Consider the following 18,672-nt stretch of genomic DNA (forward strand, 5'->3'; position numbering starts at 1 on the left):
GCTAGAACTCCAGCTCGGCGCTGACATACATCACGCGGCGTTCGTCGTAATTGTTGTCGACGAAGGTGGTCGGCTCGTGATCGAGGCGCTGCTGCAGCACGCCGGCCAGTTCCAGTTGGGCCTTGCCCAGCGTGATGCGTTTGGCTATTCGGGAGTCGATGCGCTCGAAGCGATAGCCGTTGAGCGCGTTGTCGCCGTAATAGAAGAGGGCGCTGTTCCAGCCGTGGCCCCAGTCGCGCAGCCATCCGGCAGAACCGCTGTGACTGGCGGTAAATTGCTGATCCAGCGGATTGCTCGCTTCGGCGTCGACGTAAGCGTAAGTGAAGCGCAAGCGGTCGACCGTGTTCACGCGCCAGTCGAGTTGGGTTTCGGTGCCGCGAAAACGTGAGCTGTTGGCGTTGCTGGCGATGTACTGATTGTTGCGCAGCGGTTCGCTGATCATCCCGGTGATCTCGTCGTAGAACAGTTTGACGTCGACCGCCAGACCCCACTCGGCGAAGTATCCGTTGTAGCCCAGCTCTCGCGAGCGCATGTGTTCCTGATCGAGATCGCCGGGGCCGCGCGTCTTGACGAAATAGCGCGCCGAAGACTTGCCGTACGCCGAAGGTCGCAGTTTGCTGACCTGATAGCTCCAGTTGACGTTGTTCTCGAACATGTCCGGCGAGCGGATCGCCTCCGAGTACACCGCGCGCAGGCCGTGACGCGGGTTGATCAGGTAATTGATCGCGAAGCGTGGGGTCAGCGAACTGCCGATCAGTTGCGTGTCTTCGAACATCGCACCGCCCTGCAACAGCCAGTGTTCAGTGGCGCGCCACTCCAATTGGCCGAACGCACGATACGTGGTGTCGTCCAGCGTGCCGTTGAAGTAGGTCTCGGAACTGGCGCGGTCGTAACGATAGTTCAGGCCGCTGACCAGACGCAGGCTGTCGGACAGGCTGAGGGTGTCTTGCAGTTCGAGGTCGTAGCGTGACTCGCGGGCGCTTTGGTCGATGTCGCCGCATAACGTCTGACTGGCGCCGTTGCGCCACTGATCGAGCACCTGGTTGGCCAGCGCCATTTCCTGCGGCGTGCCGGGCGCTGCGCCCGGGCCGGTGAAGCGTGTGATGTTGCGCGCTAAACGTTCGGTGTAATTCGGGTTGAGCTGCCACAGCTGTGTCAGCTCCGGGCTGAAGGAGACCTCGGCATCACAGGCGCGCCACACCTGCTGACGATCCCAGTGCTGCGCCGAACCTTGTACATAGAGACTGTGCTCGGGATTGATGTCGAGATTCCAGCGCACCGAGCCGGCATAGTCCTTGGCGACAACGTCGGAATTGTTGCCGCTGTCAGTAATCCCCGAGAACACCGGGCGGTAGGTATAAGGCCGTTGATTGTTGCCGTCCTTCGCGTTGACCTGCCAGTCGAGGCTCTGGTTGTCATTCAGCGTGTGGCTGACCGCGAGGCTGAAGCGGTTCAAGCGGCGGCTGTCACGGTAATCGGCGCCCGTGCGATCGCTGTCGAAACCGTCATCCTCCTGGCCGGACAGCGACAGACGCAGATCACCGCCATTCCATCCGGTGCCCTGGCTGGCATAAAAGTCATTGATGCCGCGCTGACCCCGGGTGATTTTCAGCCGCGTGCCGTGGCTGTCCGCCGGGTGGCGCGTGATGATATTGACCACCGCCATCAGCGCGTTGGCGCCGTAGCTGACGGTGTTCGGGCCGCGAAAGACTTCGATGCGGTCGATGTCCTCCATGGCCACCGGGATATCGCTCCAGTCCACCGTGGCCAGACCTGCGCGGTACACCGAGCGGCCGTCGATCAATACCTGCATGCGCCGCGCTTCGGTGGCGTTGGTGCCGTGGTAGTTGACCGCCGCCTGATTGCCGCTGATGTTGCCGACCATCATGCCCGGCACCAGCCGCAGCAGTTCGCTGATGTCGCGGGCGCCGCTGGCGCTGATCAGTTCGCTGTCGAGTACGGTCATGCTCCCCGGCACTTCCGCCGGCGTCTGTTTTAGCCGAGTGGCCGTCAGTACCTGCGGCAGCGCCTGGCTGTCCATGAACAGGTCGTCCGCCAGCAGCACCGGGCTGAACAACAGCGCCAGCAGCAGGGAAGAACGCGGTGGGGGAGGAGCGAAAAACACGACGCGGCCTATCGAACGAAGAATTGGCGCGCATGTTAACCGAGGACAGCGACTTTTCCAGTTACGTTGCGGGCATTTTCCCAGGTTTTATTGGTCTTCTTCCTATAACTGTCGGTTATTGACGCAGGGGCTGGCCGCGACCGGGTCGCCCCGTATAATGCCGGCATCGCCACTGGTATGGATTAACGGATTGCATATGACTGAGCAGCGCCCGATTGCGGTCCTGGGAGGCGGAAGTTTTGGTACCGCCGTGGCCAATTTATTGGCCGAGAACGGCCATCAAGTCCTGCAGTGGATGCGTGACCCCGAGCAGGCCGAGGCCATCCGGGTCAATCGCGAAAATCCGCGTTACCTCAAAGGCATCAAGATTCTGCCGGGAGTGACGGCGGTCACCGACTTGCAGCAGACCCTCGACGCCTGCGATCTGTGCTTTGTTGCGCTGCCGTCCAGCGCACTGCGCACAGTGCTCGCCGCGCACGCCGAGCGTCTGAGCGGCAAGATGCTGGTCAGCCTGACCAAAGGCATCGAAGCCCAGACCTTCAAGCTGATGAGTCAGATCCTCGAAGAGATCGCCCCGCAGGCGCGCATCGGCGTGTTGTCCGGGCCGAATCTGGCGCGGGAAATCGCCGAACATGCGCTGACGGCCACGGTGGTCGCCAGTGAAGACGAAGAGTTGTGCAAACAGGTGCAAGCCGCGCTGCATGGCCGCACCTTTCGTGTTTATGCCAGCGCCGACCGTTTTGGTGTCGAACTGGGCGGGGCGTTGAAAAACGTTTACGCGATCATCGCCGGCATGGCGGTGGCGCTGGAAATGGGCGAGAACACCAAGAGCATGCTGATCACCCGCGCCTTGGCCGAGATGACCCGGTTTGCGGTGAATCAGGGCGCCAACCCGATGACCTTCCTCGGTCTGGCGGGTGTTGGCGATCTGATCGTCACGTGCTCGTCGCCGAAAAGCCGCAACTATCAGGTCGGATTCGCCCTCGGCCAGGGCCTGAGCCTTGAGGAGGCGGTGTCGCGCCTCGGAGAAGTCGCCGAAGGGGTCAATACCCTGAAAGTGCTGAAAGCCAAGTCCCAGGAAGTCGGCGTCTACATGCCGCTGGTCGCAGGCTTGCACGCGATCCTGTTCGAGGGGCGCACGCTGGAACAGGTCATCGAACTGTTGATGCGGGCCGAGCCGAAAACCGACGTCGACTTTATTTCCACCAGTGGTTTCAACTGACTGCTGTTATTCACGGGTAGGGGAGCTGAACATGAACGAATCAAAATCCGAAGCCAGGTACGAATCCATCCTCCTGCGGGTGTTATGGATGATCATCTACCTGCTGGTCTGGCAAGTGGCGCAGTTCATTCTCGGCGCAGTGGTGCTGGTGCAACTGATCTATCGTTTGATCTATGGCGCACCGAGCGCCAGCCTGATGAATTTCGGCGACAGCCTGAGCCAGTTTCTGGCGCAGATCGGCCGCTTCGGCAGTTTTCACAGCGACCAGAAGCCTTGGCCGTTTGCCGACTGGCCAGCGCCGCGTGCGCCCGAAGGTGAGGCGCCGCATGCCGTGCCGCCAGCACCGCATCCGGTTCGCGATGAGGAACCCAAGCTATGAAACTCTGGGTATTGCGTCACGGTGAAGCCGTGCCTTATGGCTCGTGCCCCGACTCCGAACGGGAGCTGACCGAGCATGGCCGTGAAGAGGCATTGCGCAGCGCTGCGCAGTTGATCGGGCAACCGATTACCGCGATTTACGCCAGCCCGTACCTGCGCGCGCAACAGACCGCGCAGATTGTCCGCGAGGCGCTGGGCTTCGAGCCCGAGATCCGCACGGTCGAGTGGCTGACGCCGGAGGTCGATCCGGACAAAGTCACCGATCAGCTGGTTTCGGTGAGCAATGCGCTGCTGGTCAGTCACAATCCGCTGGTGGGCAATTTGCTCAGCTATCTGCAGCATGGCGCCGGGTATCCGCCGGAAAAGGTCGGCACGGCTGGGTTGGCCGAGCTTGAGAGTGGTGAACTGCTGATTGGCTCGATGACCCTCAACAGCCTCAAGCATCCTTAAAGCAAAAGATCGCAGCCTTCGGCAGCTCCTGCATGGGATCGCATTCTCATGTAGGCGCTGCCGAAGGCTGCGATCTTTTGATCTTGTTTCTTTTAGTAAAAATTCCAACCAAGCACTTGCTTGGTTGACTACGCTTGCTCCAGACCTAAAAAACAGGAGCGAGTCGCATGTCTGCCGCATTCCGTTTGCCGCTGGACGTGTTTTACGAGCGTGAAGCCCGGCATCCACGCCAGCGCTTTCTCGTGCAGCCAATCGGTGGTGGCGAGGTCGAGACGCTGACCTGGGCCGACGTCGGCCATCAGGCTCGCTGCGCCGCACACTGGCTGCGTGCACGGGAGTTGCCGCCAGGTAGCCATATCGCCCTGATCTCGAAAAACTGCGCGCACTGGATCATCGCCGACCTGGCCATCTGGATGGCCGGGCACGTTTCAGTGCCGCTGTATCCCAACCTGACGGCCGACTCCGTCGCACAAGTGCTCAATCACTCGGAGAGCGTGCTCGCATTTATCGGCAAACTTGATGACTGGCCGAGCATGTCGACAGGCGTGCCGGCGGGCTTGCCGACCATCAGCCTGCCGCTGCATCCGCCCGGCGATTTCAGTTTCAGCTGGGCTGAGTTGCAACGCAGTTCGCCGATCCAGGACGACCCCCGTCCCGCCGCCGAGCAACTGGCGACCATCATTTACACTTCCGGCACCACTGGCCTGCCCAAAGGCGTGATGCACAGTTTCGCCAATCTGGGGTTCGCCACCAGCCGTGGCACGCAGCTGTTCGGGCTCAACGAGAACGATCGGCTGCTGTCGTACCTGCCGTTGTGCCACGTCGCAGAACGCATGTTCGTTGAAATGGCCTCGATTTATACCGGGCAGACCGTGTACTTTGCCGAAAGCCTCGACACCTTCATCACCGATCTGAAGCGGGCGCGGCCGACGGCAATGTTCGGGGTGCCGCGGATCTGGACCAAATTCCAGATGGGCGTCTACAGCAAGATCCCGGCGAAACGTCTGGACTTGCTGCTCGGTCTGCCCTTCATCGGTAAGCGGGTCGGGCACAAGGTGTTGGCGGGCCTGGGGCTGGACGCCTTGCGCGTGGCCCTGTCCGGTGCAGCACCTGTGCCGCAGACATTGCTCGCCTGGTATCAGAAACTCGGCCTCGATGTGCTGGAGGTCTACGGCATGACAGAGGGTTGCGGTTACTCGCACATCTGTTTGCCCGGCGAATACAAACAGGGCTGGATCGGCAAACCGTGCCCGGATGTCGAGGTGCGCATCGATGCATCCGGCGAGGTCCAGGTGCGCAGTCAGGCGAACATGCTTGGCTATTTCAAGGAGCCGCAGAAAACTGCCGAGCCCCTCACCGCAGACGGCTTTCTGCGCACCGGCGACAAGGGCGAACAGGATGCCGAGGGACGTCTGCGATTAACCGGGCGGTTGAAGGAGATTTTCAAGACCAGCAAAGGCAAGTACGTGGCGCCGGCACCGATCGAAAACCGTCTGGCGGTGCATTCGCGAATCGAGCAGGTGTGCGTGGTCGGTGATGGCCTGAGTGCGCCGCTGGGCCTGTGCGTGCTCTCGAGCGTCAATCAGGAAGAGCCGCGAGCGAGCCTGCATTCGAGCCTGGAAAAGCTGCTGGAGGAGGTCAACGCCGTGCTCGACAAGCACGAGCAACTGCGCCGGCTGGTGGTGGTCAAGGACAGCTGGGCAGTGGAAAACGGCTTCCTGACACCAACACTGAAGATCAAACGCAACGTCATCGAAGACACCTACGGCGCCCGATTCGAAGAATGGAGCGCGCGCAGCGAGGCGGTGCTGTGGCAGGATTGAGCGACGACTAAAACAACAAAGGAAGTCTGCGATGAGCTTGTGGCGTACCACTCCCAACATCGAGCAGTTGAACGCGATTCAGAAAAACACCATCGGCGAAGTGCTCGACATCCGTTTCGAAGCGTTCGACGAAGAGTCGCTGACCGCGAGCATGGTCATCGACCACCGCACGCATCAGCCCTATGGCTTGCTGCACGGCGGCGCGTCGGTGGTGCTGGCGGAAACCGTCGGTTCGATGGCCAGCTATTTGTGCATCGACGCGAGCAAGTTTTATTGCGTGGGGCTTGAGATCAACGCCAACCATTTGCGCGGTCTGCGCAGTGGCCGGGTGACAGCGGTGGCCAAGCCGATTCACATCGGCCGCACCACGCATGTCTGGGATATCCGCCTGACCAGCGATGAAGGCAAGGCCAGTTGTGTGTCGCGATTGACCATGGCGGTGGTGCCGTTAGGTGAGCAACCGCCGGCGCGCTGATTGCAGCAGTTTGCTGAGGTTTTGCCCCGGTCAGAACCTCAGTTGTGACCGGGAATACTTCCGTTGTCCAGGACCCGTCTCGCTAACGAAATGCAGGATTTCAGTGGCGGCCGGGTCAAAATCCGGGTTGCTCGAATCAGGTGGGCTGTCTCGGTTAATGGCAGCGCCATACTGGTTTTTCTCTAGATCCCAAGAGGTTTGTCCCAGTTCTGCGCTAAAGCCAGGCTTCGCAATCGTGACAAACGTCGAGCGGATGTCGCCGACGGCGCTGACGACTGCCCGGCTGATTGCTGTTCGAGTGTTCAGGTCCAGGTCGCCGTACCCAGGGATCCGCGCGACGGCCAAATTGGCGAGTTGCCCCAGAGATAAAAAGAAATGGCGGCTGCTGTAGCCGGCAACCGCGTCGTCCTTGTTGAAGGCGGGTTCGCTTTTGCTCGACGGTTTGGTCTGCGTACCTCGCAATCCCCTCGTGACAGAGGCTGCGGCAGCACTGGTCGCCGTTACCGCCGAGACGGAAAGGATGGACTGCAGAGCGTTTCCCGTAGCATCAGCTCCAAACAGCTTGGCACCGCCCAGCCCGGTGAGGCCTGATGCCAGCCCGGCTGCCGCTACACTGGCAGTTCCCGTGAGCAGGTCGACACGACCGACAGAAGGATTCTTTGGGCCAACGTTGGCGAGATATTGGGCCGACATTTCCCTATAAAACGTACCAAAGGCGCTGCCAATCTGACTGGCCGCCGCTGTATTGCCTTTCGGATCGAGCATGCCTAAAAGGGAAGGCGCGGCGCCTAGGGCCGCACCTAATGCTGCACCACCTATTTTCGCCGCCAGAGGCCCCCAGCTTCCCGGATCGTTGTTGGGTATCGCGCTTTGCGCCCAGTTGGCACCGGCATATCCACTCATGCCGCCCGTGATTGCCCCCGCCGCTACACCAGCAATGGTCACCGTTATGTGCGCTGGAGGCAGGAAACCTACGAAAGCCGCTTGCACGGCCGTGGCAATTGCCGCGCTCACAAACTCACGAGCGGCGGTCGCGCCGGCCGCCTTGGCGGTATCGACGCCTGTCAGTCCTTGTTGGTCGAAAAAACGGACTGGATTGCCGCGCACCATCAAAAACAGATTCAGACCATCTGCAACTCCCGCTGGATCGGGACTGATCCAGCGCATCAGCCAAGGCGCGTAGAAGCGTTGCCCGTAGTAATAAAGACCTGTGGCATCGCGCTCCTGGCCAGCATAACGGCGTGTCTTGTAACGCGCTCGAATCAGGTCCGGGCCTGCCCACCACGAGGTCCCACCGTAGGGGAAGTAGTTCTCCTCGCTGATGATCGTGCCCTGATGGTCGAGCACCAGCATGCTCGAGCCCAGATGATTACTGAAGTTGTAGTGATATTGATTGGCTGTCGGGCCCTTGCTCGACCAGTGCAGAACTTCAACCCGGCAACGCCCCGCCTGCACTGAGATGACGTGCAGGGTTTCGTCAGGCCGGGAGCGTATTTCCAGCTCTGGCAAGTAGCGCGTTTCGTGTGTTTGCGCGGCGCCTGCCTGTTGTACAAGGCGTACTTTGCGCTTGCGCTGACCCATGCCATCGTAGACATAGCGTTCGCAGTCATCCGCTGCATTTTTGCGATTGACCTGATCAACCTGACGCAATCGTCTGCCGGCGCTCCAATGCATATTCTGCCCAGGCTGCAGCGTTTTTCTGTTGCCATTGGCATCGAATGCGGCGGCAATTTCACCCTCGTCGGGTAGAGCGCCGCCGACCGCTTGCTCCAGGCCGCGATTGCTATATCTGGAAATTGCCGTGCGCTGTGTCCAGCTCTGGCTCGACGCACAATGAACAAGTGTCGTGAGGTTGCCGGCAGCATCGTACGCGTACGTCTGGCGGTAGTTTTCCAACTGGGCGGAATCTGGAGGGGAAGTAAAGACCGGTTCATCAGGGCCATTAGCCGTATTGCTTCGTTGCCAGCCCGTGGCGCAGATCAATTGGTAAAGGCTGTCATAAGTAAACGTGCTGACCGGTTCGATTCTCTGGTTGCGAAAGAAACGCGTGCGCTGCGCCATGTCTTTGATGCTGAGGATGTTGCCCACCGGATCATAGCCATAAACCAGATGTTGCAGGGGGGGCTGGTTGACTGTCCCGGCAATGATTTCCTCAAGGCGGCCATTCTGCGGATCGTATAGATTCTGGCTGATCACGCCAGTGGCGGCTGTCTGGCGCATCACCTGATCGCACGCGTTGTACTGGATATCGTGCAGTAATAGGCAGTCTTGCGAATCTCCGACGATTTTCAGGCTGATTTGCTCCAGTTGCCCGGCAACGTTCAAATGCAGTTGTTTGGTATTGCCCATTGCGTCCTGCTGGCTAACTGATTCCCCAATAGCGTTGTAGACAATATGAGTTGTCATGCCGTTACCGGGTTCGTGTAACAGGTTTCTTTCAGACTCGGTTTCAGGCCAGTCAGGCTCATCGAGTTCTGCCAGGAAGTGTCGAACACAAGCGTGTTGATCACCGTTCAGTGTGTAACCCGGAAAAAATTCGGTGCCGCTATTGTCATCATGACGGACAATTCGTCCGCACTGATTGCGCGTTGCCGATGACGGCATGCAGTCACCATAAGTGAAGAAGCCGCAGTTTCTGGCATTTCTTCCTTGTTCCTGTTCGACGACTCTGACCGGGCGCATCATGAAGTCGTACTGGGTCAAAGTCTGCGTCAGCAGCCCGTCCCAGTCGATGAGACGTTGTCCTGCGGCGCCCGGCAGTGTCAGCCGAGTTAGCCCATCTACGCTTTCGCTGTTCAGGGAAATGCCTGAGAGGCTGGAAAGCACTTTAAGGTTGGTGCGGGCATCCGGGTTGTTTTCTCGCAGAGCGTGCAGGCGAGGATCGCAGACGTCAGTCAGACGACCGACAGCGTCGAAACGTTGGCGATAAATTCGCGGTTCGGCCGTTCCACCGGGGATGTCACGACAGTAGGACACCGTGGCAATCTTCAGCCCTCGTGAATCCATCACAGCAACTGTAGGTGTTTGAGTGTGCATGAAGGTAGGCGTCCGCAGCTGGTGACCGACCCTAGTTATTCGGCAAGGCAGGTGAGCAGTCAACTGTCAGAAATTACAGGTGCGCAGAGTTTGCGACGACTGGTGCGGTTCACCTATGGATAAAGCAACATTGCCATCATTCCTGGCAGTTACGGTCATTGCCGCCGGGCGCGGTCTTACGGACAATCAACGCCACGTTTCCCGCTCATGGATTTGCCCGTATGTCGCAACCTATCTTTTTCGCCCACGCCAACGGGTTTCCCTCGGGCACCTACGGCAAGTTGTTCGCGGCGCTGGCGCCCGAGTATCGGGTCGCGCATCTGGAGCAGCATGCCCATGACCCGCGTTTTCCGGCGGATGACAACTGGTACAACCTTGTCGACGAATTGATCCACCATTTGCAACAGCAAGATCAGCCCGTGTGGGGCGTCGGTCACTCCTTTGGCGGTGTGCTGCACCTGCATGCGGCGTTGCGTTGCCCTGAGTTGTATCGCGGCGTGGTGATGCTCGATTCGCCGGTGCTGACCCGCACTGACCAATGGGTGATCCGCGCGGCCAAGCGCTTCGGTTTCATCGACAGACTGACCCCGGCCGGCCGCACCCTTGGCCGACGTGAAGAATTTACCGATCTCGCCAGTGCGCGCAGCTATTTCGCCGGCAAGAGCCTGTTTCGCGGGTTCGACCCGGAATGCTTCGACGCTTACCTGCAACATGGCCTGCACAAGGTAGGCGACAAGCTGCGTCTGCGTTTCGACCCGGCCACCGAAATCAGCATTTATCGCGGCGTGCCGCACACCAGCCCCGGCCGCACCCGCCAGTTGCAGGTGCCGCTGGCGGTGGTGCGTGGACACACGAGCCGGGTGGTCATGCGCCATCACACGCGCTTCGTTTCGCGGCTTGCCCAAGGTGAGGCGCTGAGCATGCCCGGTGGGCATATGTTTCCCCTTGAGCGTCCGCAGGACACGGCACGCTTGCTGAAAAACCTGTTTAGCCGCTGGGAAAACCGCCAGGACAAGGAATGCGCATGAGCCCTACCTTCGAAGAAGTGCGCCTGAGCCTGCCGCATATCGAACTGGCCGCGCATTTGTTCGGACCCGAGGACGGTGTGCCGGTCATCGCCTTGCATGGCTGGCTCGACAACGCCAACAGCTTTGCCCGTCTCGCGCCGAAGCTCAAAGGCCTGCGCATTATCGCGCTGGACATGGCTGGGCACGGGCATTCCGGGCATCGGCCGCACGGCGCCGGGTATGCGCTGTGGGACTACGCCCATGACGTACTGCAAGTCGCCGAGCAACTGGGCTGGAAGCGTTTCGGCCTGCTCGGGCATTCCATGGGCGCGATTGTTTCCATGGTGCTGGCGGGATCGTTGCCGGATCGGATCACTCATCTGGCGTTGATCGATGGGGTGATTCCTCCTACAGACAAGGGCGAAAACGCTGCCGAGCGCATGGGCATGGCTCTGCAGGCGCAACTGGATCTGCGCGAGAAGCGCAAACCGGTCTACACCACCCTCGACCGTGCCATCGAGGCGCGGATGAAAGGCCTGGTCGCGGTCAGTCGGGAGGCCGCAGAGTTGCTGGCTCAGCGCGGCTTGATGCCGGTGCCTGGCGGTTACACCTGGCGCACCGACAATCGCCTGACCCTGCCATCGCCGCTGCGCCTGACTCAGGAGCAGGCGATGGCCTTCGTCCAGCGCATCGGTTGCCCGGCGCAATTGGTGGTCGCGGCGGACGGCATGCTGGCCAAACACCCTGAGCTGCTGGAGCGTCTACCCTTTAGCCGGGAACAGCTGCCCGGCGGGCACCATTTGCACCTGAACGACGAGGCCGGTGCGGATCTTGTCGCAGACTGTTTCAATCGGTTCTTCGCCATTCCTTGACTTGCACCGGGCAACTGTCGAGGCTGGGCGGGTTGAAATGGGAGACAACCACGATGGATTTCTATACCGCTACGACCCCGATCCGCCAAGCCATGCCGATCCGATGAGCCTGACTATGCGATCACTTAGTCTGTTGGCGCTGTGCTGCTTCAGTTCCATTTCGTTCGCCGCCGATGTGCTGGGCAGTCAGGACCTGCAGATCGTGCCGCGACTGGCCGACGCGAAAATCGTCGACTATCGCCCTCCGGCAGAGCAGGAGCGGATTTACCCATTGGGCTCGATCCGCAAGATCAGCGGCCAGTTGCGCTTTGACGGTCAGGTCACTGCCCGTGGCCAGACCACCTCGGTCACTTACGAGTTGCCACCCGAACACGCCGCCACCGAAGCCTTCACCGCCGCCCGCGAGGCCCTGCAAAAGCAGGACGCCGAGTTGCTGTTCTGGTGCCAGGCCCGCGACTGCGGCGAAAGCAGCCTGTGGGCCAACGAAGTGTTCGGCAATGCCAAACTGTACGGCGCCGACGAGCAACAGGCGTACTTGTTGCTGAGGCTGGCCGCGCCGCGGGACAACACGCTGGTGGCGCTCTACAGCATCACGCGGGGCAATCGCAGAGCCTATCTGCATGTCGAACAGTTCGAAGCGGCTGCGCCGCTGGGTGAGCTGCTGCCGACCTCCGCGACCCTGTTGCGCCAGCTCAAGAGCACCGGCGAGCTGGATTTCCCCAAACTCGTCAATGACCCGGATGACACGTGGTTGCGCCTGATTTCCCGTGGACTGAATCTCGATACCACGCAGCGAGTGACAGTGTCCGGGCCGAAAGCCGAGGCCTGGCGCCAGGCATTGATCAATCAGGGTGTGCGCGCGGCGCGGATGGAAACCGGGAGTATCGATGGCACAGGTTTGCGCATTGATCTGTTGCGATAAGCTGCATCGGGCGAGCGCGCGCCGCGTGTTCGCCTACTCTTTGCCTGACTGACTTTCTCGAGACCTTACATGCTCAATAACGATCGACTGCTGGTGCAGATCCTGCTGCTGGTGTTGTTTGGCGCCAGCCTGTGGGTGATGGCGCCGTTCTGGTCGGCGCTGTTCTGGGGCGCAGTACTGGCGTTTGCCAGTTGGCCGCTGATGCGTCTTTTGACCCGGCTGCTCAATGGCCGTGAATCGCTGGCGGCGGCGGTTCTGACCCTGGGCTGGATGTTGTTGGTGGCGGTACCGTTGGTCTGGCTGGGCTTCAACCTGGCCGATCACGTGCGTGACGCGACGGCGTTCATCAAGGATGTGCAGGTCGACGGTTTGCCGGAGGCGCCGACCTGGCTCGGCAGTGTGCCGCTAGTGGGCGAACGGCTGGTCGGCATTTGGGACAGCATCGATCAGCAGGGCGCCGCGTTGATGGTGTCGATCAAACCTTATCTGGGGCAGGTCGGTAACTGGTTGCTGGCGCGCAGTGCGCAGATCGGCGGCGGGATTCTCGAGCTGTCACTGAGCATTGTCTTTGTGTTCTTTTTCTATCGCGACGGGCCGCGTCTGGCGGCGTTCGTGCACGGTTTGCTGGAGCGTTTGATTGGCGATCGCGCCGGGTACTACATCGAACTGGTTGCCGGGACGGTGCAGCGAGTGGTCAACGGGGTGATCGGCACGGCAGCGGCGCAGGCGGTTCTGGCATTGATCGGGTTCCTGATTGCCGGGGTGCCTGGGGCATTGGTCTTGGGTATCGTCACGTTTCTGCTGAGTCTGATTCCGATGGGCCCACCGTTGGTGTGGGTGCCGGCCACTGCCTGGCTGGCCTGGAAGGGCGAGTACGGGATGGCGGTGTTTTTGGGGATCTGGGGGACGTTTATCATCAGTGGCGTGGACAACGTGCTCAAGCCGTATCTGATCAGCCGAGGCGGGAATTTGCCGTTGGTGATTGTGTTGCTTGGGGTGTTTGGCGGGTTGATTGCGTTCGGGTTTATCGGGTTGTTTATCGGGCCTACGCTTTTGGCGGTGGCTTATAGTTTGTTGACGGATTGGAGTAAGAGTCAGGCTCGGGTTTAAGGGCGCTTCAAGGTTTTTGGCTTGGGGCATATCCGTCGATCTTGATGTCGACTGTAAAGCCCCCATCCCGGCAGGCTTACGCCTACCGGGATTTTGGCTTTTCAGGCGCGCGGCAGGCGAATGATGGCGGTGAGACCACCGCCTGGCGTTTCCTCCAGATTCAATTGCCCGCCCAGTCGCTGCGCCGCTTCACGGGCGATGGTCATGCCCAGCCCGACGCCACCGGAATTGCGGTTGCGCGATCCTTCCAGACGAAAGAATGGTTCGAACACCGCTTCACGTTTGTCCTCGGCAATCCCCGGCCCATGGTCGATCACGCAGATCAGCAGTTGCTCGCGCTGATCGTGCAATTCGATGCGCGCCTGCCCGGCGTAACGCAGGGCGTTATCCATCAGGTTGTTGAGGCAGGAACGCAGCGCCATCGGTTGCACCGGCAGCGGTGCGCAATGGCCGCTGACGTGTACGTCCGCGCCCTGGTCCTGAGCGTTTTCGCACAATGATTCGACCAGCGCCTGCACGTCCATCAGTTGCAGGGCTTCGCTGGTGCGTTGCTCATGCAGGTAGGTGAGGGTGGCGTCGAGCATGGCGATCATGTCGTTCAAATCCTGCCGCATCTGGCTTTGCAGCTTGTCGTCGCTGATGTTCTCCAGGCGCAATTTCAGTCGTGACAAGGGGGTGCGCAGGTCATGGGACACCGCGCCGAGCATGCGCGCACGTTGCTGGACTTGTTCACGAATGCGCCGCTGCATCAGGTTGAAGGTGTGCGCCGCTTGCCGCGCCTCGCGTGGGCCTGACTCGTCCAGCGGGGGGCTGTCGAGGTCTTCGCTGAGACGTTCGGCGGCGTCGCTCAGGCGTTGGATCGGCCGACTGAGCAACTTGGCGCCGTACCACGCGGCGACCATCAAGGTGATGAACTGAAAAGTCAGCGGCACGATCGGGCCGCCGAACCAGGGGCGCGGTGGGCGGTGCGGGTAGCGAGAATCGTGCGGCGACGGTTGGCCTTCGATATTTTGGGAGAGTTCCGGTGGTGGCGGAGGCGGTGGCGGGCCGTAGAGGCGGAACCAGGTAAAAGCGAGCAAGTGCGCCAGGACGATCGCCACGAACAGCACGCCAAACAGCCGGCCGAACAGAGTGTCGAAGCGCGCCCGCATCAGCCGATGTCTCGGGCGTCGAACAGGTAACCTTCACCGCGTACGGTTTTGATCAACTGCGGGGCTTTTGGATCGTCGCCGAGTTTCTGTCGCAGGCGTGAGACCAGCAAGTCGATGCTGCGGTCGAACGCTTCGATTGAGCGACCGCGCGCAGCGTCGAGCAATTGTTCGCGGCTGAGCACCCGGCGCGGGCGTTCGATAAACACCCAGAGCAGGCGAAACTCGGCGTTGGACAGCGGCACCACCAGGCCATCGTCGGCGACCAGTTGGCGCAGGACGCTGTTCAGGCGCCAGTTGTCGAAGCGGATGTTCGCCCGCTGCTCGGTGCGATCATCGCGCACGCGGCGCAGGATGGTCTGGATACGTGCGACGAGTTCGCGCGGTTCGAACGGTTTGGCCATGTAGTCGTCGGCGCCGAGTTCCAGGCCGATGATGCGGTCGGTGGGTTCGCAGCGTGCGGTGAGCATCAGGATCGGGATGTCCGATTCGGCGCGCAGCCAGCGGCACAGCGACAAGCCGTCTTCGCCGGGCAGCATCAGGTCCAGCACCACCACATCGAAATGCTCGGCTTGCATGGCCTGGCGCATCGCTGTGCCATCGGTGACGCCGCTCGCATGGATGTTGAAACGCGCGAGGTAGTCGATCATCAACTCGCGGATCGGCACGTCGTCGTCGACGATCAGTGCGCGAATGCTCCAGCGCTTGTCGTCTTTTTGCTCATCCGTCACGGTGGTTTGGGTGTTGTGCATGGGGCTGTTCATCTGCCAGTAGGCCGCCAACCACAAAGATGGGCTGCGAGGTGGTGGTTTCAGCATAGGCGTCCGGCGGTGAGGCGGGAAGTGCTGATGTAAGGACGTATTGCGGCTGGCGAGGCTAGCGCGGGCGCGTGTTGGCGACATGTCGGTTGTGTATCGGAGTCGACACAATAGCAGCGAGCGCTATGCTGATCTCGACTGGCACGACGATTTTACCGATCATCGGGTGCCGCGCCGCCGCCGGTTCCGCTACAATGCGCGCCGATTTCGACCTGCCTGAGAGCCCTCCCAATGTCCGTCTGCCAGACTCCTATCATCGTCGCCCTGGATTTCCCCACCCGTGACGCCGCACTGAAGCTGGCCGACCAGTTGGACCCGAAACTGTGCCGGGTCAAAGTGGGCAAGGAGCTGTTCACCAGTTGCGCCGCTGAAATCGTCGGCACCCTGCGTGACAAGGGTTTTGAAGTATTCCTTGATCTGAAATTCCACGATATTCCCAACACCACTGCGATGGCCGTAAAAGCGGCTGCCGAGATGGGCGTGTGGATGGTCAACGTTCACTGCTCCGGCGGCATGCGCATGATGGCGGCCTGCCGTGAAGTATTAGACAAGCGTAGCGGTCCGCAGCCGCTGCTGATCGGCGTCACCGTGCTGACCAGCATGGAACGCGAAGACCTGGCAGGTATTGGTCTGGATATTGAGCCGCAAGAGCAGGTTCTGCGTCTGGCAGCATTGGCCGAGAAAGCCGGGATGGATGGTCTGGTGTGCTCGGCACTGGAAGCCCAGGCGCTGAAAACTGCGCATCCGTCGCTGCAACTGGTGACCCCGGGGATTCGCCCGGCGGGCAGCGCGCAGGACGACCAACGACGCATTCTGACCCCGCGTCAGGCGCTGGATGCAGGCTCCGATTACCTGGTGATCGGCCGTCCGATCAGCCAGGCCGCTGATCCGGCGCAGGCGTTGGCCTCCGTCGTCGCCGAAATCGCCTGATCAGACCCTGCACAAAACCCTGTAGGAGCTGGCGCAGCCTGCGATCTTTTGATCTTTCCCTCAGCTGATATAAATGGCTGCGAGCGGTAAAAAGATCGCAGCCTTCGGCAGCTCCTGCATGGGCTGCCTACAGGCTGAGATCCTTTTGAATGTGCTTTAGACCTTCAACACCAACTTGCCGAAATTCTCGCCGCTGAACAATTTCATCAGCGTCTCCGGGAACGTCTCCAGTCCCTCGACAACATCTTCCTTGCTCTTGAGTTCGCCCTTGGCCATCCAGCCGGCCATTTCCTGCCCGGCGGCAGCGAATTGTGCGGCATGGTCCATCACCACAAAACCTTCCATCCGCGCACGGTTGACCAGCAGCGACAGGTAGTTGGCCGGGCCTTTGACCGCCTCCTTGTTGTTGTATTGGCTGATCGCACCGCAGATCACCACGCGCGCCTTCATGTTCAAACGGCTCAACACCGCGTCGAGAATATCGCCGCCGACGTTATCGAAATACACGTCGACGCCTTTCGGGCATTCACGTTTAAGCCCTGCAACCACGTCTTCACTCTTGTAGTCGATGGCGCCGTCGAAGCCCAATTCATCAATAAGGAATTTGCACTTGTCGGCACCGCCGGCAATGCCGACCACGCGGCAACCTTTGATCTTGGCGATCTGTCCGGCAATGCTGCCCACCGCACCGGCCGCGCCGGAAAGCACCACGGTGTCGCCGGCCTTCGGTGCGCCGACATCGAGCAGGGCGAAGTAGGCGGTCATGCCCGTCATGCCCAGCGCAGAGAGATAAACCGGCAACGGCGCCAGTTTAGGATCGACTTTGTAGAAACCTCTAGGCTCGCCGAGGAAAAAATCCTGCACGCCAAGGGCGCCGTTGACGTAGTCCCCGACTGCAAAGCCCGGATTGTTCGATGCGACGACTTTGCCTACGCCCAAGGCGCGCATGACTTCGCCGATACCGACCGGCGGAATGTAGGACTTGCCTTCATTCATCCAGCCGCGCATGGCCGGGTCGAGGGACAGGTATTCGTTCTTGACCAGAATCTGTCCTGCCGCAGGTTCCCCGACCGGCACTTCCTGATAGGTGAAGGTCTCGCGGGTGGCGGCACCCACCGGGCGTTTGGCGAGCAGGAACTGGCGATTGGTCTGGGAAGTCATGACAGGCACTCAAGTTGAATGAAGCCTTGTTGATAGACCTTCATGGGCGATGCCGCAAGGTTGGCTGATGCGGCGAATGCTCGCCGATCCAATGCAGTGATAGTCATAGGCATGGATTTATCACTGCGACGCATGGGCGCATAAACAGCCCTCTGATAGTGCTGACGTCCGGCAAACCCTTGTCGCTATGCTGCAATTGCGCTGCATGTCTACACAGCCCCCTGCATCTATCCGTTCGAGGACATAACAATGAGCATGACGTTTTCCGGTCAGGTCGCCGTAGTCACGGGAGCCGCCAACGGCATTGGCCGCGCCACTGCCCAGGCATTTGCCGCCGAAGGTCTGAAAGTGGTGGTGGCCGATCTGGATACTGCCGGAGGGGAGGGCATTGTCGCGCTTATTCGTACAGCCGGCGGAGACGCTACCTTCGTCCGCTGCAACGTTACCGTCGAAAGCGAAGTGAAAAATCTGATGGACGAGGTGATCAATACCTACGGCCGTCTCGACTATGCCTTCAACAATGCCGGGATCGAAATCGAGAAGGGCAAACTGGCCGACGGTTCGATGGACGAGTTCGACGCGATCATGGGCGTCAATGTCAAAGGCGTCTGGCTGTGCATGAAATATCAGTTGCCGCTGTTGCTGGCTCAAGGGGGCGGAGCGATCGTCAACACGGCCTCGGTGGCGGGCCTGGGGGCGGCGCCGAAGATGAGCATTTATGCTGCGTCGAAACACGCGGTGATCGGTCTGACCAAGTCGGCGGCCATCGAGTACGCGAAGAAGAAAATCCGCGTCAACGCGGTGTGTCCGGCAGTCATCGACACCGACATGTTCCGTCGTGCCTATGAGGCCGATCCGAAGAAAGGCGAGTTCGCCAATGCCATGCATCCGGTGGGGCGCATCGGCAAGGTCGAGGAAATTGCCAGTGCGGTGTTGTACCTGTGCAGCGACGGTGCTGCGTTCACCACGGGCCATTCGTTGGCGGTGGATGGTGGCGTTACCGCGTTCTGAATCACATGGCTGAACAAACCCGCATTCGTGCGGGTTTTTTTATGGGCTGCGTTGAGTTCACTTAAACCACTAAACAATGTGTATCAAATGATTAGAACAGTCGCTTTTAACGGCGTTGTCGCACAGCCTGTGCGGCGTGGCTGTGATTAACTGCCGCCAGCAAAACGGACAGGAGTTTGCTTGC

The 18,672-nt window shown here is 60.4% G+C and carries 16 protein-coding genes; 11 read left to right on the forward strand and 5 right to left on the reverse strand.

Annotation, left to right across the window (positions count from 1 at the left end; all coding sequences use genetic code 11):
- Nucleotide 1: 1 nt before the first annotated feature.
- Nucleotides 2-2,125 (reverse strand): TonB-dependent receptor plug domain-containing protein, encoded by a 2,124-nt coding sequence (locus tag IEQ42_RS17620; RefSeq protein ID WP_210704337.1) that lies wholly within the window; start codon nucleotides 2,123-2,125, stop codon nucleotides 2-4.
- A gap of 196 nt (nucleotides 2,126-2,321) precedes the next feature.
- On the opposite strand from IEQ42_RS17620, the gene IEQ42_RS17625 reads away from it, so the two are divergent.
- The 5 genes from IEQ42_RS17625 to IEQ42_RS17645 all read left to right on the forward strand — a co-directional run bounded on the left by IEQ42_RS17625 (nucleotide 2,322) and on the right by IEQ42_RS17645 (nucleotide 6,473).
- Nucleotides 2,322-3,347: an NAD(P)H-dependent glycerol-3-phosphate dehydrogenase gene (locus tag IEQ42_RS17625; protein WP_042560480.1), complete on the forward strand. Its 1,026-nt coding sequence runs from the start codon at nucleotides 2,322-2,324 to the stop codon at nucleotides 3,345-3,347.
- Nucleotides 3,348-3,378: 31 nt separating this feature from the next.
- A complete protein-coding gene (locus tag IEQ42_RS17630) occupies nucleotides 3,379-3,726 on the forward strand; it encodes a DUF4389 domain-containing protein (RefSeq protein WP_210704338.1) in 348 nt (115 codons plus the stop codon).
- A complete protein-coding gene (gene sixA / locus IEQ42_RS17635; protein WP_210704339.1) occupies nucleotides 3,723-4,175 on the forward strand; it encodes a phosphohistidine phosphatase SixA in 453 nt (150 codons plus the stop codon). The genes IEQ42_RS17630 and sixA overlap by 4 nt, the downstream gene beginning before the upstream one ends.
- A 167-nt stretch (nucleotides 4,176-4,342) precedes the next feature.
- Complete coding sequence (locus tag IEQ42_RS17640; protein WP_210704340.1) at nucleotides 4,343-5,998, forward strand: AMP-binding protein; 1,656 nt, start codon at nucleotides 4,343-4,345, stop codon at nucleotides 5,996-5,998.
- A gap of 31 nt (nucleotides 5,999-6,029) precedes the next feature.
- Nucleotides 6,030-6,473 carry a hotdog fold thioesterase gene (locus tag IEQ42_RS17645; RefSeq protein ID WP_042560476.1) on the forward strand — a complete coding sequence of 148 codons (444 nt, stop codon included), beginning with the start codon at nucleotides 6,030-6,032 and terminating at the stop codon, nucleotides 6,471-6,473.
- A 30-nt stretch (nucleotides 6,474-6,503) separates the two neighbouring features.
- Here the strand turns inward: IEQ42_RS17645 and IEQ42_RS17650 are convergent, their stop codons facing one another.
- On the reverse strand, nucleotides 6,504-9,509 hold the full coding sequence (locus IEQ42_RS17650; protein WP_210704341.1) for an RHS repeat domain-containing protein: 3,006 nt from the start codon (nucleotides 9,507-9,509) through the stop codon (nucleotides 6,504-6,506).
- Between the two features lie 221 nt (nucleotides 9,510-9,730).
- Here IEQ42_RS17650 and IEQ42_RS17655 point away from each other — a divergent pair, with 221 nt between their 5' ends.
- The 4 genes from IEQ42_RS17655 to IEQ42_RS17670 all read left to right on the forward strand — a co-directional run bounded on the left by IEQ42_RS17655 (nucleotide 9,731) and on the right by IEQ42_RS17670 (nucleotide 13,420).
- On the forward strand, nucleotides 9,731-10,537 hold the full coding sequence (locus tag IEQ42_RS17655; RefSeq protein ID WP_210704346.1) for an alpha/beta fold hydrolase: 807 nt from the start codon (nucleotides 9,731-9,733) through the stop codon (nucleotides 10,535-10,537).
- On the forward strand, nucleotides 10,534-11,388 hold the full coding sequence (locus tag IEQ42_RS17660; protein ID WP_150593004.1) for an alpha/beta hydrolase: 855 nt from the start codon (nucleotides 10,534-10,536) through the stop codon (nucleotides 11,386-11,388). The genes IEQ42_RS17655 and IEQ42_RS17660 overlap by 4 nt, the downstream gene beginning before the upstream one ends.
- A 115-nt stretch (nucleotides 11,389-11,503) precedes the next feature.
- A complete protein-coding gene (locus IEQ42_RS17665; RefSeq protein WP_210704348.1) occupies nucleotides 11,504-12,310 on the forward strand; it encodes a DUF4892 domain-containing protein in 807 nt (268 codons plus the stop codon).
- A 69-nt stretch (nucleotides 12,311-12,379) separates the two neighbouring features.
- A complete protein-coding gene (locus IEQ42_RS17670; RefSeq protein ID WP_042560472.1) occupies nucleotides 12,380-13,420 on the forward strand; it encodes an AI-2E family transporter in 1,041 nt (346 codons plus the stop codon).
- A gap of 101 nt (nucleotides 13,421-13,521) precedes the next feature.
- On the opposite strand, the gene IEQ42_RS17675 is transcribed toward IEQ42_RS17670, so the two are convergent.
- Together IEQ42_RS17675 and IEQ42_RS17680 are read right to left on the reverse strand one after the other, a co-directional pair.
- Entirely contained in the window at nucleotides 13,522-14,571 is a 1,050-nt protein-coding gene (locus IEQ42_RS17675; RefSeq protein ID WP_210704350.1) for an ATP-binding protein, read from the reverse strand.
- Nucleotides 14,571-15,320 carry a response regulator gene (locus IEQ42_RS17680; protein ID WP_042560470.1) on the reverse strand — a complete coding sequence of 250 codons (750 nt, stop codon included), beginning with the start codon at nucleotides 15,318-15,320 and terminating at the stop codon, nucleotides 14,571-14,573. The genes IEQ42_RS17675 and IEQ42_RS17680 overlap by 1 nt, the downstream gene beginning before the upstream one ends.
- A gap of 297 nt (nucleotides 15,321-15,617) precedes the next feature.
- On the opposite strand from IEQ42_RS17680, the gene pyrF reads away from it, so the two are divergent.
- Entirely contained in the window at nucleotides 15,618-16,316 is a 699-nt protein-coding gene (pyrF, locus tag IEQ42_RS17685) for an orotidine-5'-phosphate decarboxylase (RefSeq protein ID WP_042560469.1), read from the forward strand.
- Between the two features lie 156 nt (nucleotides 16,317-16,472).
- Here pyrF and IEQ42_RS17690 read toward each other — a convergent pair whose 3' ends face one another.
- A complete protein-coding gene (locus IEQ42_RS17690) occupies nucleotides 16,473-17,477 on the reverse strand; it encodes an NADP-dependent oxidoreductase (protein WP_210704352.1) in 1,005 nt (334 codons plus the stop codon).
- Nucleotides 17,478-17,726: 249 nt separating this feature from the next.
- On the opposite strand from IEQ42_RS17690, the gene IEQ42_RS17695 reads away from it, so the two are divergent.
- Complete coding sequence (locus IEQ42_RS17695; RefSeq protein ID WP_210704354.1) at nucleotides 17,727-18,488, forward strand: SDR family oxidoreductase; 762 nt, start codon at nucleotides 17,727-17,729, stop codon at nucleotides 18,486-18,488.
- Nucleotides 18,489-18,672: the final 184 nt, after the last annotated feature.

It is taken from the genome of Pseudomonas iridis, assembly GCF_017980685.1.
Classification (GTDB): domain Bacteria; phylum Pseudomonadota; class Gammaproteobacteria; order Pseudomonadales; family Pseudomonadaceae; genus Aquipseudomonas; species Aquipseudomonas iridis.

Bases quoted from the DNA above. Each gene is read 5' to 3' on its own strand.
- pyrF (WP_042560469.1), top strand. From the start codon at position 15,618: ATGTCCGTCTGCCAGACTCCTATCATCGTCGCCCTGGATTTCCCCACC.
- IEQ42_RS17655 (WP_210704346.1), top strand. From the start codon at position 9,731: ATGTCGCAACCTATCTTTTTCGCCCACGCCAACGGGTTTCCCTCGGGC.
- IEQ42_RS17680 (WP_042560470.1), bottom strand. From the start codon at position 15,320: ATGCACAACACCCAAACCACCGTGACGGATGAGCAAAAAGACGACAAG.
- IEQ42_RS17630 (WP_210704338.1), top strand. From the start codon at position 3,379: ATGAACGAATCAAAATCCGAAGCCAGGTACGAATCCATCCTCCTGCGG.
- IEQ42_RS17675 (WP_210704350.1), bottom strand. From the start codon at position 14,571: ATGCGGGCGCGCTTCGACACTCTGTTCGGCCGGCTGTTTGGCGTGCTG.
- IEQ42_RS17650 (WP_210704341.1), bottom strand. From the start codon at position 9,509: ATGCACACTCAAACACCTACAGTTGCTGTGATGGATTCACGAGGGCTG.
- IEQ42_RS17660 (WP_150593004.1), top strand. From the start codon at position 10,534: ATGAGCCCTACCTTCGAAGAAGTGCGCCTGAGCCTGCCGCATATCGAA.
- IEQ42_RS17670 (WP_042560472.1), top strand. From the start codon at position 12,380: ATGCTCAATAACGATCGACTGCTGGTGCAGATCCTGCTGCTGGTGTTG.
- IEQ42_RS17665 (WP_210704348.1), top strand. From the start codon at position 11,504: ATGCGATCACTTAGTCTGTTGGCGCTGTGCTGCTTCAGTTCCATTTCG.
- IEQ42_RS17695 (WP_210704354.1), top strand. From the start codon at position 17,727: ATGAGCATGACGTTTTCCGGTCAGGTCGCCGTAGTCACGGGAGCCGCC.
- sixA (WP_210704339.1), top strand. From the start codon at position 3,723: ATGAAACTCTGGGTATTGCGTCACGGTGAAGCCGTGCCTTATGGCTCG.
- IEQ42_RS17645 (WP_042560476.1), top strand. From the start codon at position 6,030: ATGAGCTTGTGGCGTACCACTCCCAACATCGAGCAGTTGAACGCGATT.
- IEQ42_RS17690 (WP_210704352.1), bottom strand. From the start codon at position 17,477: ATGACTTCCCAGACCAATCGCCAGTTCCTGCTCGCCAAACGCCCGGTG.
- IEQ42_RS17640 (WP_210704340.1), top strand. From the start codon at position 4,343: ATGTCTGCCGCATTCCGTTTGCCGCTGGACGTGTTTTACGAGCGTGAA.
- IEQ42_RS17625 (WP_042560480.1), top strand. From the start codon at position 2,322: ATGACTGAGCAGCGCCCGATTGCGGTCCTGGGAGGCGGAAGTTTTGGT.